Origin of the sequence: Candidatus Mycobacterium methanotrophicum (assembly GCF_023515995.1) — a bacterium.
Classification (GTDB): Bacteria; Actinomycetota; Actinomycetes; order Mycobacteriales; family Mycobacteriaceae; genus Mycobacterium; species Mycobacterium methanotrophicum.
The window spans coordinates 3378717-3397783 of record NZ_CP097320.1 but is presented as its reverse complement, the minus strand read 5'-3'; the positions used below and the strand labels follow the sequence as shown (position 1 = coordinate 3397783).

14 protein-coding genes are annotated in these 19067 nt (G+C 67.1%); 7 read left to right on the top strand and 7 right to left on the bottom strand.

Annotated elements, in window-relative coordinates:
• Nucleotides 1–2 precede the first annotated feature (2 nt).
• The gene (gene ypfJ, locus M5I08_RS17510) at nt 3–884 is read right to left on the bottom strand and encodes a KPN_02809 family neutral zinc metallopeptidase (protein ID WP_219067821.1); all 882 of its coding nucleotides are present in this window, start codon (nt 882–884) and stop codon (nt 3–5) included.
• A 246-nt stretch (nt 885–1130) separates the two neighbouring features.
• Between ypfJ and M5I08_RS17505 the strand changes: the two genes are divergently transcribed.
• The 3 genes from M5I08_RS17505 to M5I08_RS17495 are packed head-to-tail and all read left to right on the top strand — an operon-like array spanning nt 1131 to nt 4713.
• Nucleotides 1131–2180: a 3-oxoacyl-ACP synthase III family protein gene (locus tag M5I08_RS17505; protein ID WP_219067822.1), complete on the top strand. Its 1050-nt coding sequence runs from the start codon at nt 1131–1133 to the stop codon at nt 2178–2180.
• Between the two features lie 53 nt (nt 2181–2233).
• Complete coding sequence (locus tag M5I08_RS17500; RefSeq protein ID WP_219067823.1) at nt 2234–3295, top strand: sulfotransferase family protein; 1062 nt, start codon at nt 2234–2236, stop codon at nt 3293–3295.
• The gene (locus M5I08_RS17495) at nt 3295–4713 is read left to right on the top strand and encodes a hypothetical protein (protein WP_249762875.1); all 1419 of its coding nucleotides are present in this window, start codon (nt 3295–3297) and stop codon (nt 4711–4713) included. The genes M5I08_RS17500 and M5I08_RS17495 overlap by 1 nt, the downstream gene beginning before the upstream one ends.
• Nucleotides 4714–4743: 30 nt before the next feature.
• Here the strand turns inward: M5I08_RS17495 and M5I08_RS17490 are convergent, their stop codons facing one another.
• The gene (locus M5I08_RS17490; RefSeq protein WP_219067825.1) at nt 4744–5625 is read right to left on the bottom strand and encodes an oxidoreductase; all 882 of its coding nucleotides are present in this window, start codon (nt 5623–5625) and stop codon (nt 4744–4746) included.
• A gap of 169 nt (nt 5626–5794) precedes the next feature.
• Here M5I08_RS17490 and aspS point away from each other — a divergent pair, with 169 nt between their 5' ends.
• Nucleotides 5795–7573: an aspartate--tRNA ligase gene (aspS, locus tag M5I08_RS17480; protein ID WP_249762874.1), complete on the top strand. Its 1779-nt coding sequence runs from the start codon at nt 5795–5797 to the stop codon at nt 7571–7573.
• Nucleotides 7574–7631: 58 nt separating this feature from the next.
• Here the strand turns inward: aspS and M5I08_RS17475 are convergent, their stop codons facing one another.
• A complete protein-coding gene (locus M5I08_RS17475) occupies nt 7632–8075 on the bottom strand; it encodes a transglycosylase family protein (RefSeq protein ID WP_219067827.1) in 444 nt (147 codons plus the stop codon).
• A gap of 234 nt (nt 8076–8309) precedes the next feature.
• Complete coding sequence (locus M5I08_RS17470; protein ID WP_219067828.1) at nt 8310–8699, bottom strand: MmcQ/YjbR family DNA-binding protein; 390 nt, start codon at nt 8697–8699, stop codon at nt 8310–8312.
• A gap of 97 nt (nt 8700–8796) precedes the next feature.
• Between M5I08_RS17470 and M5I08_RS17465 the strand changes: the two genes are divergently transcribed.
• Complete coding sequence (locus M5I08_RS17465) at nt 8797–9750, top strand: transglutaminase family protein (RefSeq protein WP_370328502.1); 954 nt, start codon at nt 8797–8799, stop codon at nt 9748–9750.
• Nucleotides 9751–9752: 2 nt separating this feature from the next.
• Nucleotides 9753–10808, top strand: a complete 1056-nt coding sequence (locus tag M5I08_RS17460; RefSeq protein WP_219067830.1) for a zinc-binding metallopeptidase family protein — start codon at nt 9753–9755, stop codon at nt 10806–10808.
• On the opposite strand, the gene M5I08_RS17455 is transcribed toward M5I08_RS17460, so the two are convergent.
• Nucleotides 10798–13455: a circularly permuted type 2 ATP-grasp protein gene (locus M5I08_RS17455; protein ID WP_219067831.1), complete on the bottom strand. Its 2658-nt coding sequence runs from the start codon at nt 13453–13455 to the stop codon at nt 10798–10800. The two genes, M5I08_RS17460 and M5I08_RS17455, sit on opposite strands and share 11 nt — an antisense overlap.
• Nucleotides 13455–16793 carry a transglutaminase family protein gene (locus tag M5I08_RS17450; RefSeq protein WP_219067832.1) on the bottom strand — a complete coding sequence of 1113 codons (3339 nt, stop codon included), beginning with the start codon at nt 16791–16793 and terminating at the stop codon, nt 13455–13457. Before M5I08_RS17450 ends, M5I08_RS17455 begins: the two co-directional genes overlap by 1 nt.
• A gap of 351 nt (nt 16794–17144) precedes the next feature.
• On the opposite strand from M5I08_RS17450, the gene M5I08_RS17445 reads away from it, so the two are divergent.
• Nucleotides 17145–18032, top strand: a complete 888-nt coding sequence (locus tag M5I08_RS17445; RefSeq protein WP_219067833.1) for a DUF3097 domain-containing protein — start codon at nt 17145–17147, stop codon at nt 18030–18032.
• On the opposite strand, the gene M5I08_RS17440 is transcribed toward M5I08_RS17445, so the two are convergent.
• Entirely contained in the window at nt 17987–19024 is a 1038-nt protein-coding gene (locus tag M5I08_RS17440; RefSeq protein ID WP_219067834.1) for a hypothetical protein, read from the bottom strand. The genes M5I08_RS17445 and M5I08_RS17440 overlap by 46 nt on opposite strands.
• Nucleotides 19025–19067: the final 43 nt, after the last annotated feature.

The window sequence follows — 19067 nt, the reverse complement described above, 5'->3', positions numbered from 1 at the left end:
GGCTACCCGAGGTTCGGCTCGCGGAAGGTGTCGCACTGGTTGGGGTCACCGGTTCGATAGCCGACGGTGAACCAGTGCTGCCGCTGCTCCGAAGAGCCGTGCGTCCACGACTCGGGGTGAGTGCGGCCGGTCGCGGCCCGCTGAATCCGGTCGTCGCCCACCGACGCCGCCGCCGACAGCGCATCTCGAATGTCCTTGTCGCTCAGCGGTTCCAGATACGCGACACCGGTGCTCTCCTGTTTGACGGTCGACGCGTAGTGCGCCCACACCCCGGCGTAGCAGTCGGCCTGCAATTCGGTGCGCACGCCGTTGCCGCCGGCGCCCTGCGCGCCCTGCTGGGCACGCCCGAGTATTCCTTGCAGGTCCTGCACGTGATGGCCGAACTCGTGGGCAACCACATACTCCTGCGCCAATGGGCCACCGCTGGAACCAAATTGGTCGACCAACACCTGGAAGAAGCCGGTGTCGAAGTAGGCGGTCTTGTCCACCGGGCAGTAGAACGGCCCGACTTCGGTGCTAGCCGGTCCGCAGCCGGTGTCGACCTGATTGCTGAACAGCCGCACCCGAGGGCGGGTGTACCCGCGCATCAGCTGCTTCCAGACCGCGTCCACGGAGTTGCCAGTGGCCACCACGCGGCACTGCACATATTCGTTGGCGTCGGCTCCGGTCCGGCACTTGCTCAGGTCGAAGCCGGGGGCCACGCCCTGGCTGGTGTTCATCGGCAGCTGGGTTGCCACTTTGCCGGGATCGACGCCGAGCAGCAGCGCCACGACGAGAAACAACAATCCGCCCAGTCCGCCGCCGATCGCGATCATCCGCCCGCCTCCGCCGCCGGATGCCGACGTCGTGCTGGTGTCGATCTGCATACCCTCGTTGAAGGTCATCGCATTCTCCGTCGCGCATCTGTCGCGGCTCCCAAGAGCTCACACCGGGGCGAGATCAGCTTCGCACACGCACCACGATTCGGGCATGACCGCGGTCGCCGAAGTCGCCGCACGCCGCTCGGTGGAGGACAGAGCAGCACTAGTCCGAGTCTCCGGACCCAGGTAGCTGAGCCGCGGCGGCTGATGTAGTTTGTGGAACTAATCGACAAAGTCGATCGACACGGCTGAAAGAACGGGGGGCTGCACGTGTCTCGAGACTCCAGCGCCTGTTCGAAGCTTCCGCGCCTTTACCTCTCGCGACCCGCGACCGTTCTTCCCGACGAGGCGATCGACAACGAAGCCGCGCTGTCACGCGTCCGCGAATCATTCCGCGGCGCGGCGGCCGAATGGGAGCCGATCGAGCAGGGCATCCGGTACGTGTTCGACCGATGTAACACCAAGATGCGCTACCTCGACGAGGATTCCGCGCTATCGCCCGGCGAGTTCGCCGCCCGCGCGGCCAGCGCCTGTCTGCGCGAAAACGGCTCGGCGGCAACCGATATCGACCTTCTGATCTATGGCGGGATCGCGCGTGACGCGTTCGAGCCGGCGACCGCGGCCGAAGTGGCCGGGCGGCTGGGTGCGCGACCGCTGCACGCCATGGACGTGACTTGCGCCTGCGCCGGGCTCATCGAGGCACTGCACGTCGCCGCCGCTTATTTCGCCCTGCACGACGACATCCACACGGCGCTCATCTGTGCCGGTGAGCTGACCCGCGACCGGATCACTTACGACATGCAGTCGCTGGAGGAGATGGCAGTCGGCGTGGCCGGCCTGACGCTCGGAAACGCTGCCGCGGCGCTGCTGATTTCGCGGGAGCCGTTGCGGGCCGGCAGCGCGCGGCTGGTCGGTGTCTTGCACAAGACGCTCTCCGAGCACTACGCCCTGTGCCGCGCGCCGGTCGACGGGCACTTCACGTCGCATTCCAAGGAACTGTTCGCGCTGGCAGTTCACGTGCCACCGGAGATCCGCCGACTGGTGGCCGACGCCGGTTGGACGCCCGAAGAGGTCGACCACTACGCCTTCCACCAGCCGAGCGAGGCGGTCCTGGAGCGAGTCTTCGCCGAGCTCGGTGCGCGGCCCCAGGCGTGCGTGCACACCCACTCGTTGTTCGGGAACACGGCGAGCACCTCGTGGGCGCTCGCGTTGGACTATCGCCTGCGGAACGGCACCGTGGCGGTCGGCGACAAAATCGTCGTCGCCAGCGCCGCGGCCGGGTTCACCATCGTGGCCGCCGCCGCGGTGTGGGAAGGCTGATGGGGCGCTACCTGCACCTCTACCGGGTGATCGGCAAAACGTTCGGGTTCTGGTTGCGCCCGCTCGGCGCGTTCGCGCTGCTGCAGGTGCGTCAGGTGATCTCCGCGGCGACGCTGGGCCTCGACCATCTGGTCTATCCCCGCCACCGCAAGCAGACGATCGACCGGCCGATCTTCATCGTCGGCAACCCGCGCAGCGGCACCACGTTCCTGCACCGGCTGCTGCTGGGCGCCGGGGACATGGCCGCTTTCGAGCTGTGGGAGATGCTCTTCCCGGCCATTGCCGCACGCAAGCTGCTCGGCCGGATCGTCCCGCGGCTCGACCGCCTGTCGCCGGCGCGTTACCACCCTTCCGACGTGCACGACACCAGCCTCCGCGGTATCGAGACCGACGACGTGGCGTGGTTCTTCCGCACCCTCGACGGCCCGTTCGCGTGGGCGTATTTCCTTGCTTGGCAAGATATTTGGGGCAGTGAACTGTCGCGGCGCGAGTTCGGTATCGCCGGCGTGACGGCGCGCGAGAACGAGCGCTTCTTCCGTTACTACGAGGCTTGCTGGCGGCGCAACCTGACCCTCAAGCGCGCCAACCGCGTCCTGGTCAAATCCAGCATGCTGATCTTCCGGCTCGAGGAGCTGCTGCGGCGCTACCCCGATGCCCGGCTGGTGTACGTCGTCCGCGATCCGGTCGAGGTCATCCCGTCCGGGATGTCGCTGCTCGCCAGCGTGCTGGAGAACGGCTACGACGTCTGGAACCGCACGAACGAGGAGGACCAGCGGCGCTGGATCGAGAACCTCTACCAAGCCTCGTGCGCGATGCTTCGCGACTTCCACGACGCCCGAACGGCCGGGCTCATCCCTGAACGGAACCTGTGCGTGGTCCGCTACGAGGATCTGCTGCAGAATCTCGAGCCGACGACGAAACGGATCCTCGACTTCATCGAGATCGAACCCAGCGAGGCATTCCGAGAAGAGGTGCGGGCGCAGGCCGAGCGGCAGCGCAGCTACACCAGCCGTCACGAACACTCGCCCGACCAGTTCGGCCTGAGCGCCGAACGCATCCGGGCCGACCTGGACTTCGTCTACGACGCGTTCGGGCTCTCCGACAAGGCTGGCTGATGCTCATGCATTGTCGCCGTATCACCCGCCGCACCTTGGGCGCGGCGGCCGGTGGGCTGCTGGGCGTCGCGTTTCTCCCCGCGGCGGTCGCCTTCGCCGATAGCTACGAGATCATTGCTGATCCGTCGTCTACCGAAACGTACACGGGGATGTACGGATTGGAGAACACGGCTCCTCCGGCTGTGAGCGGAAGCATCCAGGGATATCAGGAGTTCGAGGTTTACGACACCACTAGCCAGCAGGTGGTCGGGGCTTTCTACGCCGACGAGTCCAATTCGGTGGATATCGCCGGTGACAGCAACACCGAATTGCTCGTCACCTCTGACCTCTCCGGCGCCCCAGGCACTGCCGCCGGGGACGTTCCGCCGGTCGGGTCGGTGATCGACACTTACACCTACGCTGGCGACGAATACGGGTACGTGTACTCCGCCCTGACCCCGACGTCTCCCGGCGGCGCGGTCACGGTCTCGGATACCTTGACGACGGTGGGCTACGGAGACTTCCCGGTTGGCAGCACTTATGACGCAGTCGCGCCCGAATCGGACAGCTCGGTTCCTCCCATTCCGCTGGCCGGCGGCGACGAAATCGTTCCTGCCGCCGATTCTCCGGAACAGTTCACCGCGGTAAACGGGGCCGTGCCTATCGACGCGGCCATTCAGGGCATTCAGGTGTTCGACGTGGATAACAGCGCTGGCACGGTCGTCGGGTCCTTCACCGGCGACGTGACCACCACGACGGATGCGGTTGGTACGAACACCGAGGCAATCCTGGTCACTGCTGACGGATCAGGCACGGTAGGAACCGCGGCCGGGGACATCCCGGCGGTCGGCTCGGTCATCGACAGGATCGACAGCGGCGATGGCGCCTACCCGGTGATCTACACCGACCTCGTCTCGCCGAGCGGCGGCGCGGACGTGATCTCGACCATCAACACCAGCCCCTTCGGGAACCTCAGCCTTCCCAGCAGTTTCGACGCAGTCGCCGCCGAATCGGACAGCAGCCCAATATCGTTCGACGGCGGCAGCATCACTCCCACTGGCCCGGAGACGTTTACCGGAATCAACGGGCTTCCGCCGGCGGATGTCGCCATTCAGGGCACCCAGGAGTTCGACGTTGCCGACAGCGCCGGCACCGGGACCTTCGACGCCGACGTGACCACCACCAGCACAACCGTCTATGACGCGACCACCGAGACACTTCTCGTCACCAGTGCAACCGGCGACGCGCCTGCGGCCGGCTCGGTGATCGACATCGCCAACTACGGTAGCGGCTTCGAAACCGTGTACTCCGACATCCTCTCGACGGGCGGAACGAGCGTGATCACCGATACCTTCGTGACCCCGTTCGGCGACATCGCCATGCCCACCACGTTCGACGCAGCCTCGGGTCTCACCGCCGATACGGTCGCTTTGTTCTGAGGCCGCCGCCTGAGCCGCATCGCCGGTCGGCTAACCCGGGCCGTCGCTGGCCGCGGCGAACAGGGGAACCAGCACGTCGCCGATCGGCGTCGCGATTCCGTGCCCGCGTGCCCTGCGGATGATCACCCCGTTGCGGATGTCCCACTCCTGCGGCCGGCCGGCCTCGCGGTCAGCCAGCATCGAGGTGCCCATGTCGGTGGGCGCCTGGCGGAACATATCGACCAGCTCATCGGCGACGTCGTCACCGAGCTTGGCGCCCTCGGCGCGAGCGACCGCCGCGCACTCGGCGCCGTATCGGCGCGCCACCGCGGCCACGTCGTCGCGGCGGAACATCCCGGACCGTCGCCCGGTCAGCACCATCAGCCCGGCCAGCGCGTTCACCAGCAGCTTGCGCCAGGCCGCGGTGGTGAAGTCCGGGTCGCACTCCACCGTGCAGCCGGCGCCGTTCAACAAGTCCGCGATCTTGGCCGCGGCGGGTCCGTCGGGCAGCACCAGCCGAACGTCGGTGCGCAGCCGCACCCAACCTTGTGGCTGCGTCTCGGCGCCGTACCAGACGATGCCCGGTACCACCGTCGACGTCGGGCAGTGCGGCTGCACCTGCTCGACTTGCTCGACACCGTTTTGCAGCACGACGACGACGGTGTGCTCATCGCACAGCCGGGCCAGCCAGCGAGCACCGTCGTCGTTCTGGGTGGCTTTGACGGCCAGAAAGACCACCCCGACCGGGCCGGTCACCTCGCCGGGATCGGTGTGTACCGGGCCCGGCACGACGATCCGATCGGCCCCGTCGGGACGCAGTTCGAGCTGTGAGCGCGGCGTCCGCCCGCACACCAGAACTTGGTGACCGGCGGCGGATAGGTATGCCGCGACCGTCGTACCGACAGCACCGGGACCGACAACTGCAATATCCATGACGGTGCTTGAAACTACCGGCTCGCAGCGGGTCGCCGCTATGAACGCGCGGCGATCGCAAGCGCGGCGTAGCCGGGCGCAGCGGGTCGCCGCTATGAACGCGCGGCGATCGCAAGCGCGGCGTAGCCGGGCGCAGCGGGTCGCCGCTATGAACCTAGACTGTGCTGTCGTGCTACGCAGTCATGCCTCCGGATCATTGCGCGCCGCCGACGCGGGCCAAAAGGTCACGCTGGCCGGATGGGTCGCGCGCCGGCGCGACCACGGCGGAGTGATCTTCATCGACCTGCGCGACGCGTCGGGCGTGTCGCAGGCGGTGTTTCGCTCCGGGGACGTGTTGGCTCATGCCCACCGGCTACGCGCCGAGTTCTGCATCGCCGTCGAAGGTGTGGTCGAGATCCGCCCGGAGGGCAACGCCAACCCCGAAGTCGCGACCGGCGAAGTCGAAGTCAACGCAACGTCGCTGACGGTGCTGGGGGAGTGCGCGCCGCTGCCGTTTCAGCTCGACGAGCCCGCCGGCGAGGAAATTCGGCTGCGCTATCGCTACCTCGACCTGCGCCGCGACGGCCCTGGCGGGGCAATTCGGTTGCGTTCCAAGGTGAATGCGGCCGCCCGGGAGGTGTTGGCCGCCAATGACTTCGTCGAGATCGAGACCCCGACGATGACGCGCTCGACGCCGGAAGGCGCCCGCGACTTCTTGGTGCCCGCGCGACTGCAGCCCGGCTCGTTCTATGCGTTGCCGCAAAGCCCGCAGCTGTTCAAGCAACTGCTGATGGTGGCCGGCATGGAGCGCTACTACCAGATCGCCCGGTGCTACCGCGACGAGGACTTCCGGGCCGACCGCCAGCCGGAATTCACCCAACTCGACATGGAGATGAGCTTCGTCGACGCCGACGACGTGATCGCGATCTCCGAGCAGATCATCAAGGCGGTATGGGCGTTGACCGGTTACGACGTACCGCTGCCATTGCCGCGGATCAGCTATGCGGAGGCGATGCGACGGTTCGGCACCGACAGGCCCGACCTGCGATTCGGGCTCGAGCTGGTCGAATGCACAGAGTTCTTCAACGACACCACATTTCGGGTATTCCAGGCGCCGTATGTGGGTGCGGTGGTGATGGCCGGCGGGGCGTCGCAGCCGCGGCGTGCCCTGGATGGCTGGCAGGAGTGGGCCAAGCAGCGCGGGCACAAGGGTCTGGCGTACGTGCTTGTCGGCGACGACGGCACGCTGGGCGGGCCGGTTGCCAAGAATCTGTCCGATGCCGAGCGCGCGGGCTTGGCGGCGCACGTGGGCGCCCAGCCCGGTGACTGCATCTTCTTCTCGGCGGGGCCGGCCAAGGCGTCGCGCGCGCTGCTGGGCGCCGCCCGCGTGGAGATCGCCCACCGGCTCAACTTCATCGACCCGGACGCCTGGGCGTTCACCTGGGTGGTGGACTTCCCGCTGTTCGAGCCGGCCGACGAAGCCGCCGCCGCGGGTGAGGTCGCGGTAGGCGCGGGCGCGTGGACCGCGGTGCATCACGCATTCACGTCGCCCAAGCCGGAATCGGAGGCCACCTTCGACACCGACCCGGGCAGCGCGCTGGCAGACGCCTACGACATCGTCTGCAACGGCAACGAGATCGGTGGCGGCTCAATTCGTATCCACCGCCGCGACATTCAAGAACGGGTGTTCGCGATGATGGGTATCGGCGCAGCGGAGGCGCAGGAGAAATTCGGCTTCTTGCTGGACGCTTTCACTTTCGGCGCGCCGCCGCACGGTGGGATCGCCTTCGGTTGGGACCGGATCGCCGCGCTGTTAGCGGGCAGCGACTCCATCCGCGAAGTCATCGCATTCCCGAAGTCCGGCGGTGGCGTCGACCCGCTGACCGACGCGCCGGCGCCGATCACCGCCCAACAGCGCAAGGAGTCGGGCATCGACGTCGTGCCCGACTCGCACCGAGATCGACGCTAGCGCAGCATTTGTCGCGTTTTTCGACGCTAACGTCGGTCTCGGCGATACCCGCGCCGCTCTACTGCGCAACCGATAGCGACCACAGTTTGTGAAGCGTGCTGCGTAACGGATGCCCCGACCGCAGGATGTTGACCACTTCAACGGGGAAGAGGTCTCCGTTGCCGCCGCACTTGGGCCAGGCCTCGGGGCCCTGAGTGGCCAGCACCCGGTTGGCCACCGCGATCTGCTGATTGCGCGAAGCGTTGGCCGGATTGCCGGTGCCGCCATTCTCGTCCCAGGTGGACTGCTTGAACTGCAGGCCACCGTAAAACCCGTTGCCGGTGTCCGCTCTCCAGTTGCCCCCCGATTCGCACTGCGCGACGGCGTCCCAATCCATGCCTGCGGCGTACGCCACCCCGGTCGTCGGGTCGATGACGAGCGATACGCCCAGTACGACTACCGCGGCTAGCACCAGCGATTTGCAAACCGATCGCAGACTCGGTGGTCCCCCTAAATAACCCATTTAACACGTCTAACAAACCCGCGTGAAAAATGTCAACGTCTGGGGCTTTAGTAATTTAATGAGATATTTGATGTGAGGGGGTTTCAAGTTGCAGAAGTTAACAGAAGTTACAAATTAATTTTAGAGTTATATAAGTTATCTAGTCGTGATGGAGTTATCTAGAGTGTCTAAAGTTGCGATTGTTATTAAAGTTACTGACGATGCTGCTGTGACAAGCGATGCTGCGGCACAGCGTCAGGTGACCTCGCCGAGAAACTCTTGCACCAGCCGTTTCGGGGCGTGGGTCAGCCAGGCCTCGACAACCACCTCGCGCAGCCCCAACAAGTCGATCTCGGCGAGCTTGACCAGCACCGCCGCATAGCCGTCAAAATGCGGGGTGGTGAAGTAGACGTCCGGCTCGTCGGCGATCAACGAGAACTTCACGCCCTCGTCGGCCACCCGCACGGCGAGGATGTCGCCCCCCGGCGGGTCAACCCCTAACGCGGTCAATGCTTCCCGATCGGACTCTCGCAGCGGCCGCTCCCAGGCGATCAGCTTCTTGCCGATCCGCCACTCCCGCGGTGACCGCTCGTCGGCGAACGGGAACTCGCCGAAGACGCTGGCGACGTCCTCCCACGTGGCCATGACTCATTGTGCTCTTTCGGAAACGACCCATGCGGTAGATCGTGGCCAGGCGTTGTTCGGCCGTCGCTGCGCCGCGGCGCTGGCTAGTGTTGCAGCTGTGGCCGACGTGCTTCCCGACGAGTCGCCCCGACCCCATCGGCATCCGCCGGGTCCGGGGACCCGCTACCGGATCACCCACCGCACCGAATACCGCTATTCCGACGTCGTGACCAGTTCCTACGGACGGGGATTCTTGACCCCGCGTGAGCTGGCCCGGCAGCGTTGTCTGTTCCACGAGCTGCGGATCTCCCCGCCGCCCGCCGACAGCTCCACCAGCCGCGACGCCTACGGCAACACCAGCTCGTATTTCCACGTCACCGAGTCGCATCAGAGGCTGACCATCACCAGCGAGTCGATCGTCGAGGTGTATCCGTCGCCGCCCGAGCGTTGGGGCAGCGGACCGGCGCAGGCGCCGTGGGAGCAGGCCCGGCCGGTGGGCGCGCAGGGCGCTTTGGCCACCGAGTTCGCGTTGGACCTGGATCCGCCCGAGATCACCGACGGCGTACGCCAATACGCCGCGCCCAGCTTCACGCCCGGACGGCCGCTGATCGAGGTACTGCGGGATCTCGCGTCGCGGATCCACACCGACTTCACCTACCGAACCGGGTCGACGACGATTTCGACCGGAGTGGATGAGGTTCTGATGGCGCGCGAAGGGGTATGCCAAGACTTCGCTCGGCTGGCAATCGCCTGCCTGCGAGCCAACGGGTTGGCCGCCAGCTACGTGTCCGGATATCTGGCCACCGATCCACCGCCGGGAAGGGACCGCATGATCGGCGCCGACGCAACCCATGCCTGGGCCGCGGTGTGGACACCGCAACAATCCGGGCAGTTCGAGTGGTTGGGCCTGGACCCCACCAATGACCAGATGGTCGACGAGCGTTACATCGTCGTCGGCCGCGGCCGTGACTACGCCGACGTCCCGCCACTGCGCGGGATCATCTACACCAACTCTGACAGCAGCGTGATCGACGTCGCCGTCGACGTTGTGCCCTGCAAAGGCGACGAGTAAAGATGCGTGACTTCCACTGTCCCAACTGCGGCCAGCGTCTGACATTCGAGAACTCGGCATGCCTGGCCTGCGGCAGCTTCCTGGGTTTCTCACTCGAGGAGATGGCCCTGCTCGTGATCAGCACCGGTGACGATGCCGACAACGCCGGCTTCGTCAGCGCCGGTGATTACGAACTGTGCGCCAATCGCCACCTTGCCGAGTGCAATTGGCTGGTTCCAATCAGCTGCCCCGGCAGGCTTTGCGCATCGTGCGCGCTGACCATTGAGCGGCCCAACGACGCCGACGCTGCCGGTCTCGCGGAGTTCGCTCGAGCGGAGGCGGCCAAGCGCAGACTGGTCGTCGAACTATCCGAGCTGAAGCTGCCGATCGTCGGGCGTGACCAGGATCCGGACTGCGGATTAGCGTTCCGGCTGCTGTCCAGTGCGCATGAGAAGGTGCTGACCGGACACGAAAACGGTGTCATCACGATTGATTTGGCTGAGGGCGACGACGTGCACCGCGAGCAGTTGCGGGTCGAGATGGAGGAGCCGTATCGCACCTTGTTGGGGCACTTCCGCCACGAGATCGGCCACTACTACTACTACCGGCTGATCGACCCGTCCAGCGACTACGTGGCGCGGTTCGCCGAGTTATTCGGCGACCCGGACGCCGACTATCAGCAGGCGCTGGACCGCCATTACAGCGAAGGCCCGCCCGAAGGTTGGAAGCACCGCTACGTGTCGTCGTATGCGACCATGCACGCTGCCGAGGACTGGGCCGAGACGTTCGCGCATTACCTGCATATCCGAGACACTTTGGACACGTCGGCCTGGTCGGGATTCGCGCCGGCCACGGCGACCTTCGACCGGCCGGTATTGGGGCCCAGCGCTTTTGCGACCATCATCGACATGTGGCTGCCATTGTCCTGGTCGCTGAACATGGTGAACCGGTCAATGGGCCACGACGACCTGTATCCGTTCGTGCTGCCGGTGGCGGTACTGGAGAAAATGAACTTCATCCACACCGTTGTCGACCAGGTGGCCTCGGTGTCGGGCAAGACCGACCCGGTCAGGGCCTGATACTCGCCGGGTGTCCCCACAACGGCTGCATACCGCTGGGCAGCGCCAACTGTGTCGCTGTGATGACGTCGGCCAGTTCGCGCAGCGCGGTATGTACGGTGCTCAACAGGCCGGCCAACTTGTCGCGGCTTGCGTCCGCGGAGACCGCTTCCAGTTCGACAGGATCGGATCGGCGCAGCATAGCGCTGATCTCGGCGACCATCCGCTCCGGACGCGAGGATCCCGACGAGCCGGGCAGCTCGCCGAGATCCGCGCGCAGCCGCTCCAGCTGATACACCAGCGACCGCGGGTTCGACGCGTCGAAGAGCATCAATTCGGCCAACGTGGCGACGCTGATCTTGCCCACCGTACGGCGCCGGTAGATGACCGACGATTCGCACGCGACCAGGGCTGACTCGATGATGGTTCGCTCACCGGCTGCGGCACGGGCGGTCGTCACGGTCTGCCCCAGCAACGCGGTCAGGCCCAGACCACGTTCGATCCGTTTGCCGATGTCCATCATCGTCCAGCCGACGTCGTGCACCATCGACTCGCCGGCCACTCCCGCCAACGTCAGCATCCCGAACAACGTCTGGGATTGGGCCGAGCCGAGCGCCGCATCGGCCTCGGCAAGCGAGTCCGGCGGCTCGGACTGGTGCGCCAACTCGCGCTCGACACCGGCCAGCACCGCCCACGTGTCGGTGGACAGCTGGTCACGCACGGCTCGGGCGGCAAGGGCAAGCCGGTCCACCGAGTGCACCAGCGACCCTGGCCGATCGCGGTCCATGGTCAGCGACCACAGCGTCGAGGGCGCGGTAGCGATCGCCTCGGCCGCATCGCCCAAGCCGATCGCGGTCCCGGTGATCCGGTCCAGCGCAGCCATCAGCACCGGCACGCATTCGCTTTCCTCGGTGTGCTGGCGGTGGCGGTATTCGTAGTAACGCTGGCGGGCGACGATCAGCAGCCGGGCCATGTTCTCGGCGCGTTCGCCGTAGCGCCCCATCCAGAACAGGTCGGACAACACGCGCGGCGAGCTGACCCCGAGGACGCCCGCACCCGTCTTCACCGGAGGCACGGGTGCGGGCGAGGTTAGCGTCTCGGCTCTGGCACGTTCGGTAGGGCGAACCCAGATATCTTTGGCCACGACAGTTTTCAATGTGTATGCGGCCGGACCCGCCGCCAGCACGTAGCCAAGTCCGCCGATCATCGGCGCGTAGCCGCCACGCTGTGCGACCGTGAACAACCGCAGACCCACGGTGGACGAGGAGAATTCACCGGCGTAATTAGTTGGCGCCGAGGAGAATTGGGGGAGCTCCTGGCCCACCCACTGCCAAGGCACGGCCGCGATGCGGGCGGCCAGTTCGGCCCGTTGTGCCGCCGAAAGTGTGGGTCCGATAAACATTCGTCCACCGACGGCGGTCCTGATCACCAGTGACGGCAGCCGTGCCAACAGGTGAGAGCGTTCGCGCTCGATGCCGCCCCAATAGCTCGGCACAGTCGCCAGCAGCGGCGCTTCACCGAGCAACTGCTCGGCCAGCTCCGGCAGGAACCGAAGCAGCCCCGGGCTTTCCAGGACGCCGCTGCCGAGCGTGTTGACCACCGTCACCGTTCCGCGGTGTTGTGCTTCCACCAAACCGACGACGCCCAGCCTTGAATCGGCGCGCAGATCCAGGGGGTCCACGTACGCCGCGTCGACCCGGCGGAATACCACGTCGACGCGTTTGAGCGTGCCCAACGACCGCATCCACAGCTTGCCGTCGCGCACCACCAGATCCGCACTCTCCACCAACGGGAAGCCCAACATCGTCGCGAGATACGCCTGATCGAAAGCGGTCTCGGAGTAGATGCCCGGGCTGAGCACGACGACAACCGGGTCTTGGACGCCGTCGGGTGCGGCGTCGATCAGGGCCAACCGCAGCGCCTGCGCGAACGGCGTCGTCGGCCGCGGCGCGACACTTTCATACAGGTCAGGCATCGCGTGCGCGACGACCCTGCGGTCAGCCAGGGCGTAGCCGGCTCCTGAAGGGGCCTGAGTCCAGTCGGCGTTGACCTGGAAGCTGCCGTCGGGCAGGCGGCTGACATCGCAGGCGTGCATGAAGAGTTGGTGGTTTCCCGGTACTTCGATTCCGGTGGCGGCGCGAATGTAACCGGGGTGGCCGAAAAGGAATTCCGGCGGCAGCACGCCCTCGGTGATCGAACGACGGGCCCCGTACAGATCGGCAAGAACGGCATCGAGCACCCGGGAGCGCTGCACCAGCCCGGCCTCGAGGGCGTCCCAATCGGCCGCGGAGACCAGCAGCGGCAGCGGGTCCAGCCGCCAGGGCCGGGACTCGGGCTGGTGGCCGTTGGCAGCGGCGCAGATGCCGGAATCGGTTCCGGTGTATGTGATGTCGTCGTTGTCCACCAGTTGGCGCACCGCGGAGCGCAGCCGATCCAGGCCGGCGCGCCCGCGCTCTCCGACAGCGTCGGCGAGCTCGGTCCAAGCCGGGCGCAGATTACCGGCTGCGTCGACGAATTCGTCGTAGCCGCTGACCGGGCCCACGGCGCCGGGGGTGCGTAGGTCGAATAGCGCTTCCTGGGCACGTGCGGCGCGGTACCCGGCCAGCAGCTGGTCGATGTCGGTGCGATGGTGAAAAGCCGCCGACGACGCGCTGGAGTGCAAGGTCATTACTGCAGCACGGTACGCACGCGCCGCAGGTCGAGGATGCCCGGCGCGCCGATGTCTGTGAAAATTCGGGCCTGCTTTTCCCGGATGTCGGACAGGTCGAGCTTGCCCGGGGTGAATCCGGCGGGCTCGAAGCGGCGGGCGCGGCGTGACTCGGCCTCGACCGCGTTGACCGGGGGTTCGTCGTAGGCTCGCCCGCCGGGATGGGCGATGTGGTAGGTGCAGCCGCCACGCGACGTTGCGGTGGCGAGGTCGACGAGCTCGAACTGCAGCGGACCGTCGACCGTGATGCTCGGGTGCAGCGCGCTGGGTGGTTGCCAGGCGCGAAAGCGCACCCCGCCCACATGGATGTCGGGGTTGTCGGTGGCCAGTAGCGGTATCGGGAAGCCGTTGCACGTCACCAGGTAGCGGTGACGGTCGGCGCCGATGAGGCGCACCTGGATGCGCTCGACCGACGAGTCGACGTAGCGGGCGGTGCCGGTGGCGCTTGCCTCCTCGCCGAGGGTGTTCCACGGCTCGATCGCCCCGCGCAGCTCGATCTCGACGCTGTTGAACACGGCGGTGCCGATGCGCGGGAAGCGGAACTCGGTGAACGGGTCCAGCCAGCTTGTGTCGAACGGGATCCCCTGTGCACGCAGGTCGGCGGCGACGTCGGCGATGTCATGGATAATGAAGTGCGGCAACAGGTATCGCCCGTGCAGATTCGAGCCGTGCCGGATCAGCGGAGCTCGCAGCGGCTGGTCGGCGAACCAGGCCACCAGTGAACGCACCAGCAGCGACTGCACCATCGCCATCCGCAGATGCGGCGGCATCTCGAAGCCGCGCAGCTCCAGAAGGCCCAGGCGACCGCGGGGGCTGTCCGGGTTGTAGAGCTTGTCGATGCAGAACTCCGCGCGATGAGTGTTGCCGGTGATGTCGGTGAGCAGGTGCCGCAACGCCCGGTCGCCAAGCCATGGCGGTGGCCGGCCATCATCGTTGGAAGATGAAGCGAGCCGGGCGATTTCGGCGAACGCGATCTCGAGTTCGTAGAGGGCGTCGGCGCGGCCCTCGTCCACTCGTGGCGCCTGCGACGTGGTGCCGACGAACCGCCCGGCGAACAGGTAAGACAGCGACGGGTGGCGTTGCCAATAGGTCAGCAGCGACACCAGCAGGTCGGGACGGCGCAGCAGCGGCGAGTCCGCGGGCGTGGCGCCGCCCAGGGTGATGTGATTCCCGCCGCCGGTGCCGCCGTGGGTGCCGTCGACGTCGAACGACTCCGTGGCCAACCGCGCCAGCCGGGCCTGCCCGTAAAGGGTTTCCAGCTGCTGGCGTTGTTCGTCGAAACTGGCGGTGGGCGCGATGTTGACCTCGATGACGCCGGGGTCGGGGGTGATCGTCGTCGACTTCAGCCGTGGGTCCGGCGGCGGTTCGTAGCCTTCGATCACCACCGGGCAGCCGACCTTGGCCACCGCCGCCTCGACCCGGGCGATGAGGTCGACGAAGTGTTCCAGCGCCTCGGTGGGGGGCAGGAAAATGTAGAGCAGCCCGTCGCGAACCTCGGCGACCAGCGCGGTGACCGGCGCAGTGTCGGTGTCCTCGAGCAGCGTCTCGCCGTCTGACAGGCTGATCGACTCGCCGACGGCGGTCGGATCAGCGACGAACGACGTCCTCGGCGGCTTCCAGCTGATCGAATCCAGCGGCAGTCGCAGACCCGCCGGCGAGTCGCCGTCCAGCAGCACGACGCGGCCGCGACGCAGCTGCCAGTCGGCGCTGGCCCAGCCGAGGTCGTCGGCGCGGCGATGCAGTGGCAGCACGAATGCCGCTGCCGCCGTGGTGGATTCGTCGAGGCGTGCCAGCAGCGCGGCGCGACTGGCGGCGGTGTCCCCAACGTCGGGGCCGAGGTCGTCGTCGCATTCCACCGGATCACCTTGCGGCTGACGAACTTTCGCCGCCAGCCGGGACAGCGGATCCTCGTAGGCCGGTCGCAGGCGCGAAAGCGGCAATCCCAGGCCGTCGGCGACCGCGGCGACGAGCTGGTACGCCGTCTCGTGATCGGCGGGCGGGCTGTTCGAGTCGGTACACCACGGATCGGCCAGCAGCGTGTCCGCTGTCCACAGCGGCTGCTCGTCGGCGCGCCAGTACACTCCGATCTGCCAGCGCGGCAACGGTTCACCGGGATACCACCTGCCCTGGCCGCGCTGGATCAGCCCCTGCGGCGCCCACGCCGCCTTCAGCCGGGCGGCCAGATCGGATGCCCGGCGGCGCTTATCCGGGCCGTCGGCGGCGATGGTCCATTCCTCGTCGGCCTGGTTATCGACCGAGACGAAGGTGGGCTCGCCGCCAATGGTGAGCCGAACGTCGCCGGCGGCAAGCCGCTCGTCGACCTGTTTGCCGACCGCGCAGATCGTCTGCCAGGCCTCGTCGGTGTAGGGCATCGTGACGCGCGGGTCTTCGTGCACGCGGGTGACGGTGTTGGAGAATTCCAGCTCGCATTCGCAGGGCTCGACGCCGCCGCTGATCGGGGCCGCGGTCGCCGGGTGCGGCGTGGCCGCCAGCGGGATGTGGCCCTCGCCGGCGAACAGCCCCGACGTCGGGTCCAGCCCGATCCAGCCCGCGCCGGGGATGTACACCTCGGCCCAGGCATGCAGGTCGGTGAAGTCGGCGGTCGGTCCCGACGGCCCGTCGATCGCCTCGACATCGGACGCCAGCTGTACCAGGTAGCCGGACACGAACCGGGCGGCCAACCCGAACTGGCGCAGGATCGACACCAGCAGCCACGCGGAGTCACGGCACGAGCCGATGCCGGTGCGCAGCGTGACGTCCGGGGTCTGAACGCCGGGTTCCATCCGGACGCTGTAGCCGACGTCGGCGCTGATTGCCTGGTTGAGCGCGACCAGGAAGTCGATGGTGCGGGTGCCGGCGCGGACGGAGAAGTCGCGCACCCATTCGGTCACCAGTTCACCGGGCCCGGAGCCCTCGCCGTCGTCGTCGACCGGCCGCAGGTACGGTTCCAGGTCGTCGGCGAGCGCTTTGGGATAAACCAGGCCACCGGCAGGCCAGACTTCGGCCCAGTCCTCGATGAAGAAGTCGAACGGGTTGATCACCTTGAGGTCGGCGATGAGCCCGACGGTGATGGTCAGCCGGTTCGTGGGATTCGGAAACACAAGCCGGGCAAGGAAATTGCCCAGCGCGTCTTGCTGCCAGTTGATGAAGTGGTCGGCCGGCTCGATCCGCAGCGAGTAGGCCTCGATGGGCGTGCGGGAATGGGGCGCCGGACGCAGCCGCACGATATGCGGATACACCCGGACGGGCCGGTCAAAGGTGTAGCTGGTGCGGTGCTCCAGTGCCACTTTGATGGTCATAATCGCTGATCCCATCACAACAGTGGGAAGGCCGCAGCGCGGGGCTATTCAATGTCGTGGCGCGCAGACCACTCCGCGACAGGCAGCGCGACCTATTCTGGGCTTCCGATGCCATGATTGCATCTCGTGTCCGGCCTGACCCGACGATCTTTGCCCGAGAGCGAGAAACCATGACGTCTCCACAACCGGCGCCCGGCTGATACCCGGACCCAAGCGGCGGCCCCGGGCAGCGGCATGGGGATGGCCGGCAACGTCGCCGACGCGCAGGGACGCCCGCTACGAGACTGACGTCTGCATTTCGGCGAGTGGCGTAACCGGGTTTTGCCGGCCGGTGTTCCTAGGATCGCTCGGGTGGATGATCGTTACGGTTCCGACGTGCTGGCCCGCGACCCGCACGGCTCGCGGAAGGGCCGGTCGGTCGAAGTCCCGATAGAACTCGGCATGGTCGTCGAGGATGCGCAAACCGGCTACGTCGGCGCCGTGGTGCGTGTCGAGTACGGCCGGATGGAGCTCGAGGACCGGCACGGCCGCGCTAAACCGTTCCCGATTGGTCCGGGCTACCTCGTCGACGGCAAACCGGTGATCCTGACCGCACCCCGAAGCCCGGCACCCAGCACCGTTACCCGCACGGCGTCGGGCTCAGTGGCGGTGACCGCACCCCGGGCCCGCGCCGCCCGGTCCGGCCGGATTTACGTCGAGGGTCGCCATGATGCCGAGCTCGTCGAGCAGGTGTGGGGCGACGACCTGCGGATCGAGGGTGTGGTGGTCGAGTATCTGGGCGGTGTCGACGACCTCGTCGACGTTGTCGAGCAGTTCCGGCCGGGCCCGAGCCGACGGCTTGGTGTGCTCGTCGACCATCTGGTGTCCGGCTCGAAGGAGGCGCGGCTGGCCGAAGCGGTGCGCCGGGGCCCGGGCGGCGCGCACACGCTGGTGGTGGGACACCCGTTCGTCGACATCTGGCAAGCCGTCAAACCGGCCCGATTGGGTCTGTCGCAGTGGCCGGTGATACCGCGCGGAATCGACTGGAAACACGGGGTGTGTCAGGCGCTGGGCTGGCCGCACGCCGAGCAGGCTGACCTCGCCGCGGCCTGGCGCCGCATCCGCGGCCGGGTCCGCGACTGGACCGATCTCGACGCCGCCCTGATCGGCCGGGTGGAAGAGCTGATCGACTTCGTGACCAGCCGTGACGAGCCCTACGGGGTCAAGGGCGCGATCGGACCCCCGGCCAGCCGACGGTAGGTGTAGACCTGCACCAGCAGTGCCAGCGGGCCGCCCACCAGGATGCCGACGCCGCAGGCCAAGGCGCCGACCACCAGCAGCAGAACCTGGACCACAAACGACAGCAGCGTGCTGCCGAGATTGGACCGAACAGTGGCGATGCTGGCCTTGAGTGCATCGATCGGCGGCGCGCCGCGATCTGTGGCGAAGGCGATCGTGAACAGCGCGAAGAAGGCAAAGACGACGATCGCCGCGAACGACAATGCGGCGAAGATGAAGGTCGGCAGCAGCGACAGCAAATCCAAAGCCACGCTGATCACGCTGAGCAGTGCACCGGCCAGGACCACGTTGCCGAAGTGGCGCGGCTTGAAGAACGAACCGATGCTCACCGGCCGGCCGTCGGCGAGGTCGAGCGCACCGGACAGGAACGCGGCCTGCACGAAGATGCCGAAAACGAACAACACGATCGACAGCACCAGCGTTTCGGCGGCGCCCAAACCCGCCGTGAACGACGCGCCGTAACCGCCCTCGACGTCGGTGGTGTCGGCGTTGGTGCCGCCCATCGACACGAACACCAGCGCGTGCACGACGAACCCGATGACGGAATACACCAACATCGCAACGATCAGCGGCACCGCGTTGTGAACGAACTTGTTCCACGCCCACCTGAACGCATCACCGATGTCGAAGGGCTGCCCGGGAGGCGGCGGATAACCGGGTGGCGGCGCCGCATAGCCAGGAGGCGGTGGGCCGTAGCCGGGGGGCGGCGGTGGGGGCGCCCCATATCCCGGTTGAGGCGGGCCGTACCCCGGCGGCGGTCCCTGAGGCGGGCCGTACCCCGGCGGCGGTCCCTGGGGTGGTCCGTACCCCGGCGGCGGTCCCTGGGGTGGTCCGTACCCGGGCGGCGGTCCTGGAGGTGGTCCGTAGCCGGGTGGCGGCGGGTAGTCGCCGGGATGGGGGTTGCCGCCCCACGGATCGCTCGGGTTGCCGGGGTGCTCTGGGGGCTGGCTCATAGCCGCTCCTGCCTCGCGGTCCAGTTGTTTCAGGCGGATGCCT

Bases quoted from the DNA above. Each gene is read 5' to 3' on its own strand.
- ypfJ (WP_219067821.1), bottom strand. From the start codon at position 884: ATGACCTTCAACGAGGGTATGCAGATCGACACCAGCACGACGTCGGCA.
- M5I08_RS17495 (WP_249762875.1), top strand. From the start codon at position 3,295: ATGCTCATGCATTGTCGCCGTATCACCCGCCGCACCTTGGGCGCGGCG.
- M5I08_RS17490 (WP_219067825.1), bottom strand. From the start codon at position 5,625: ATGGATATTGCAGTTGTCGGTCCCGGTGCTGTCGGTACGACGGTCGCG.
- M5I08_RS17475 (WP_219067827.1), bottom strand. From the start codon at position 8,075: ATGGGTTATTTAGGGGGACCACCGAGTCTGCGATCGGTTTGCAAATCG.
- M5I08_RS17470 (WP_219067828.1), bottom strand. From the start codon at position 8,699: ATGGCCACGTGGGAGGACGTCGCCAGCGTCTTCGGCGAGTTCCCGTTC.
- M5I08_RS17460 (WP_219067830.1), top strand. From the start codon at position 9,753: ATGCGTGACTTCCACTGTCCCAACTGCGGCCAGCGTCTGACATTCGAG.
- M5I08_RS17455 (WP_219067831.1), bottom strand. From the start codon at position 13,455: ATGACCTTGCACTCCAGCGCGTCGTCGGCGGCTTTTCACCATCGCACC.
- M5I08_RS17450 (WP_219067832.1), bottom strand. From the start codon at position 16,793: ATGACCATCAAAGTGGCACTGGAGCACCGCACCAGCTACACCTTTGAC.
- M5I08_RS17440 (WP_219067834.1), bottom strand. From the start codon at position 19,024: ATGAGCCAGCCCCCAGAGCACCCCGGCAACCCGAGCGATCCGTGGGGC.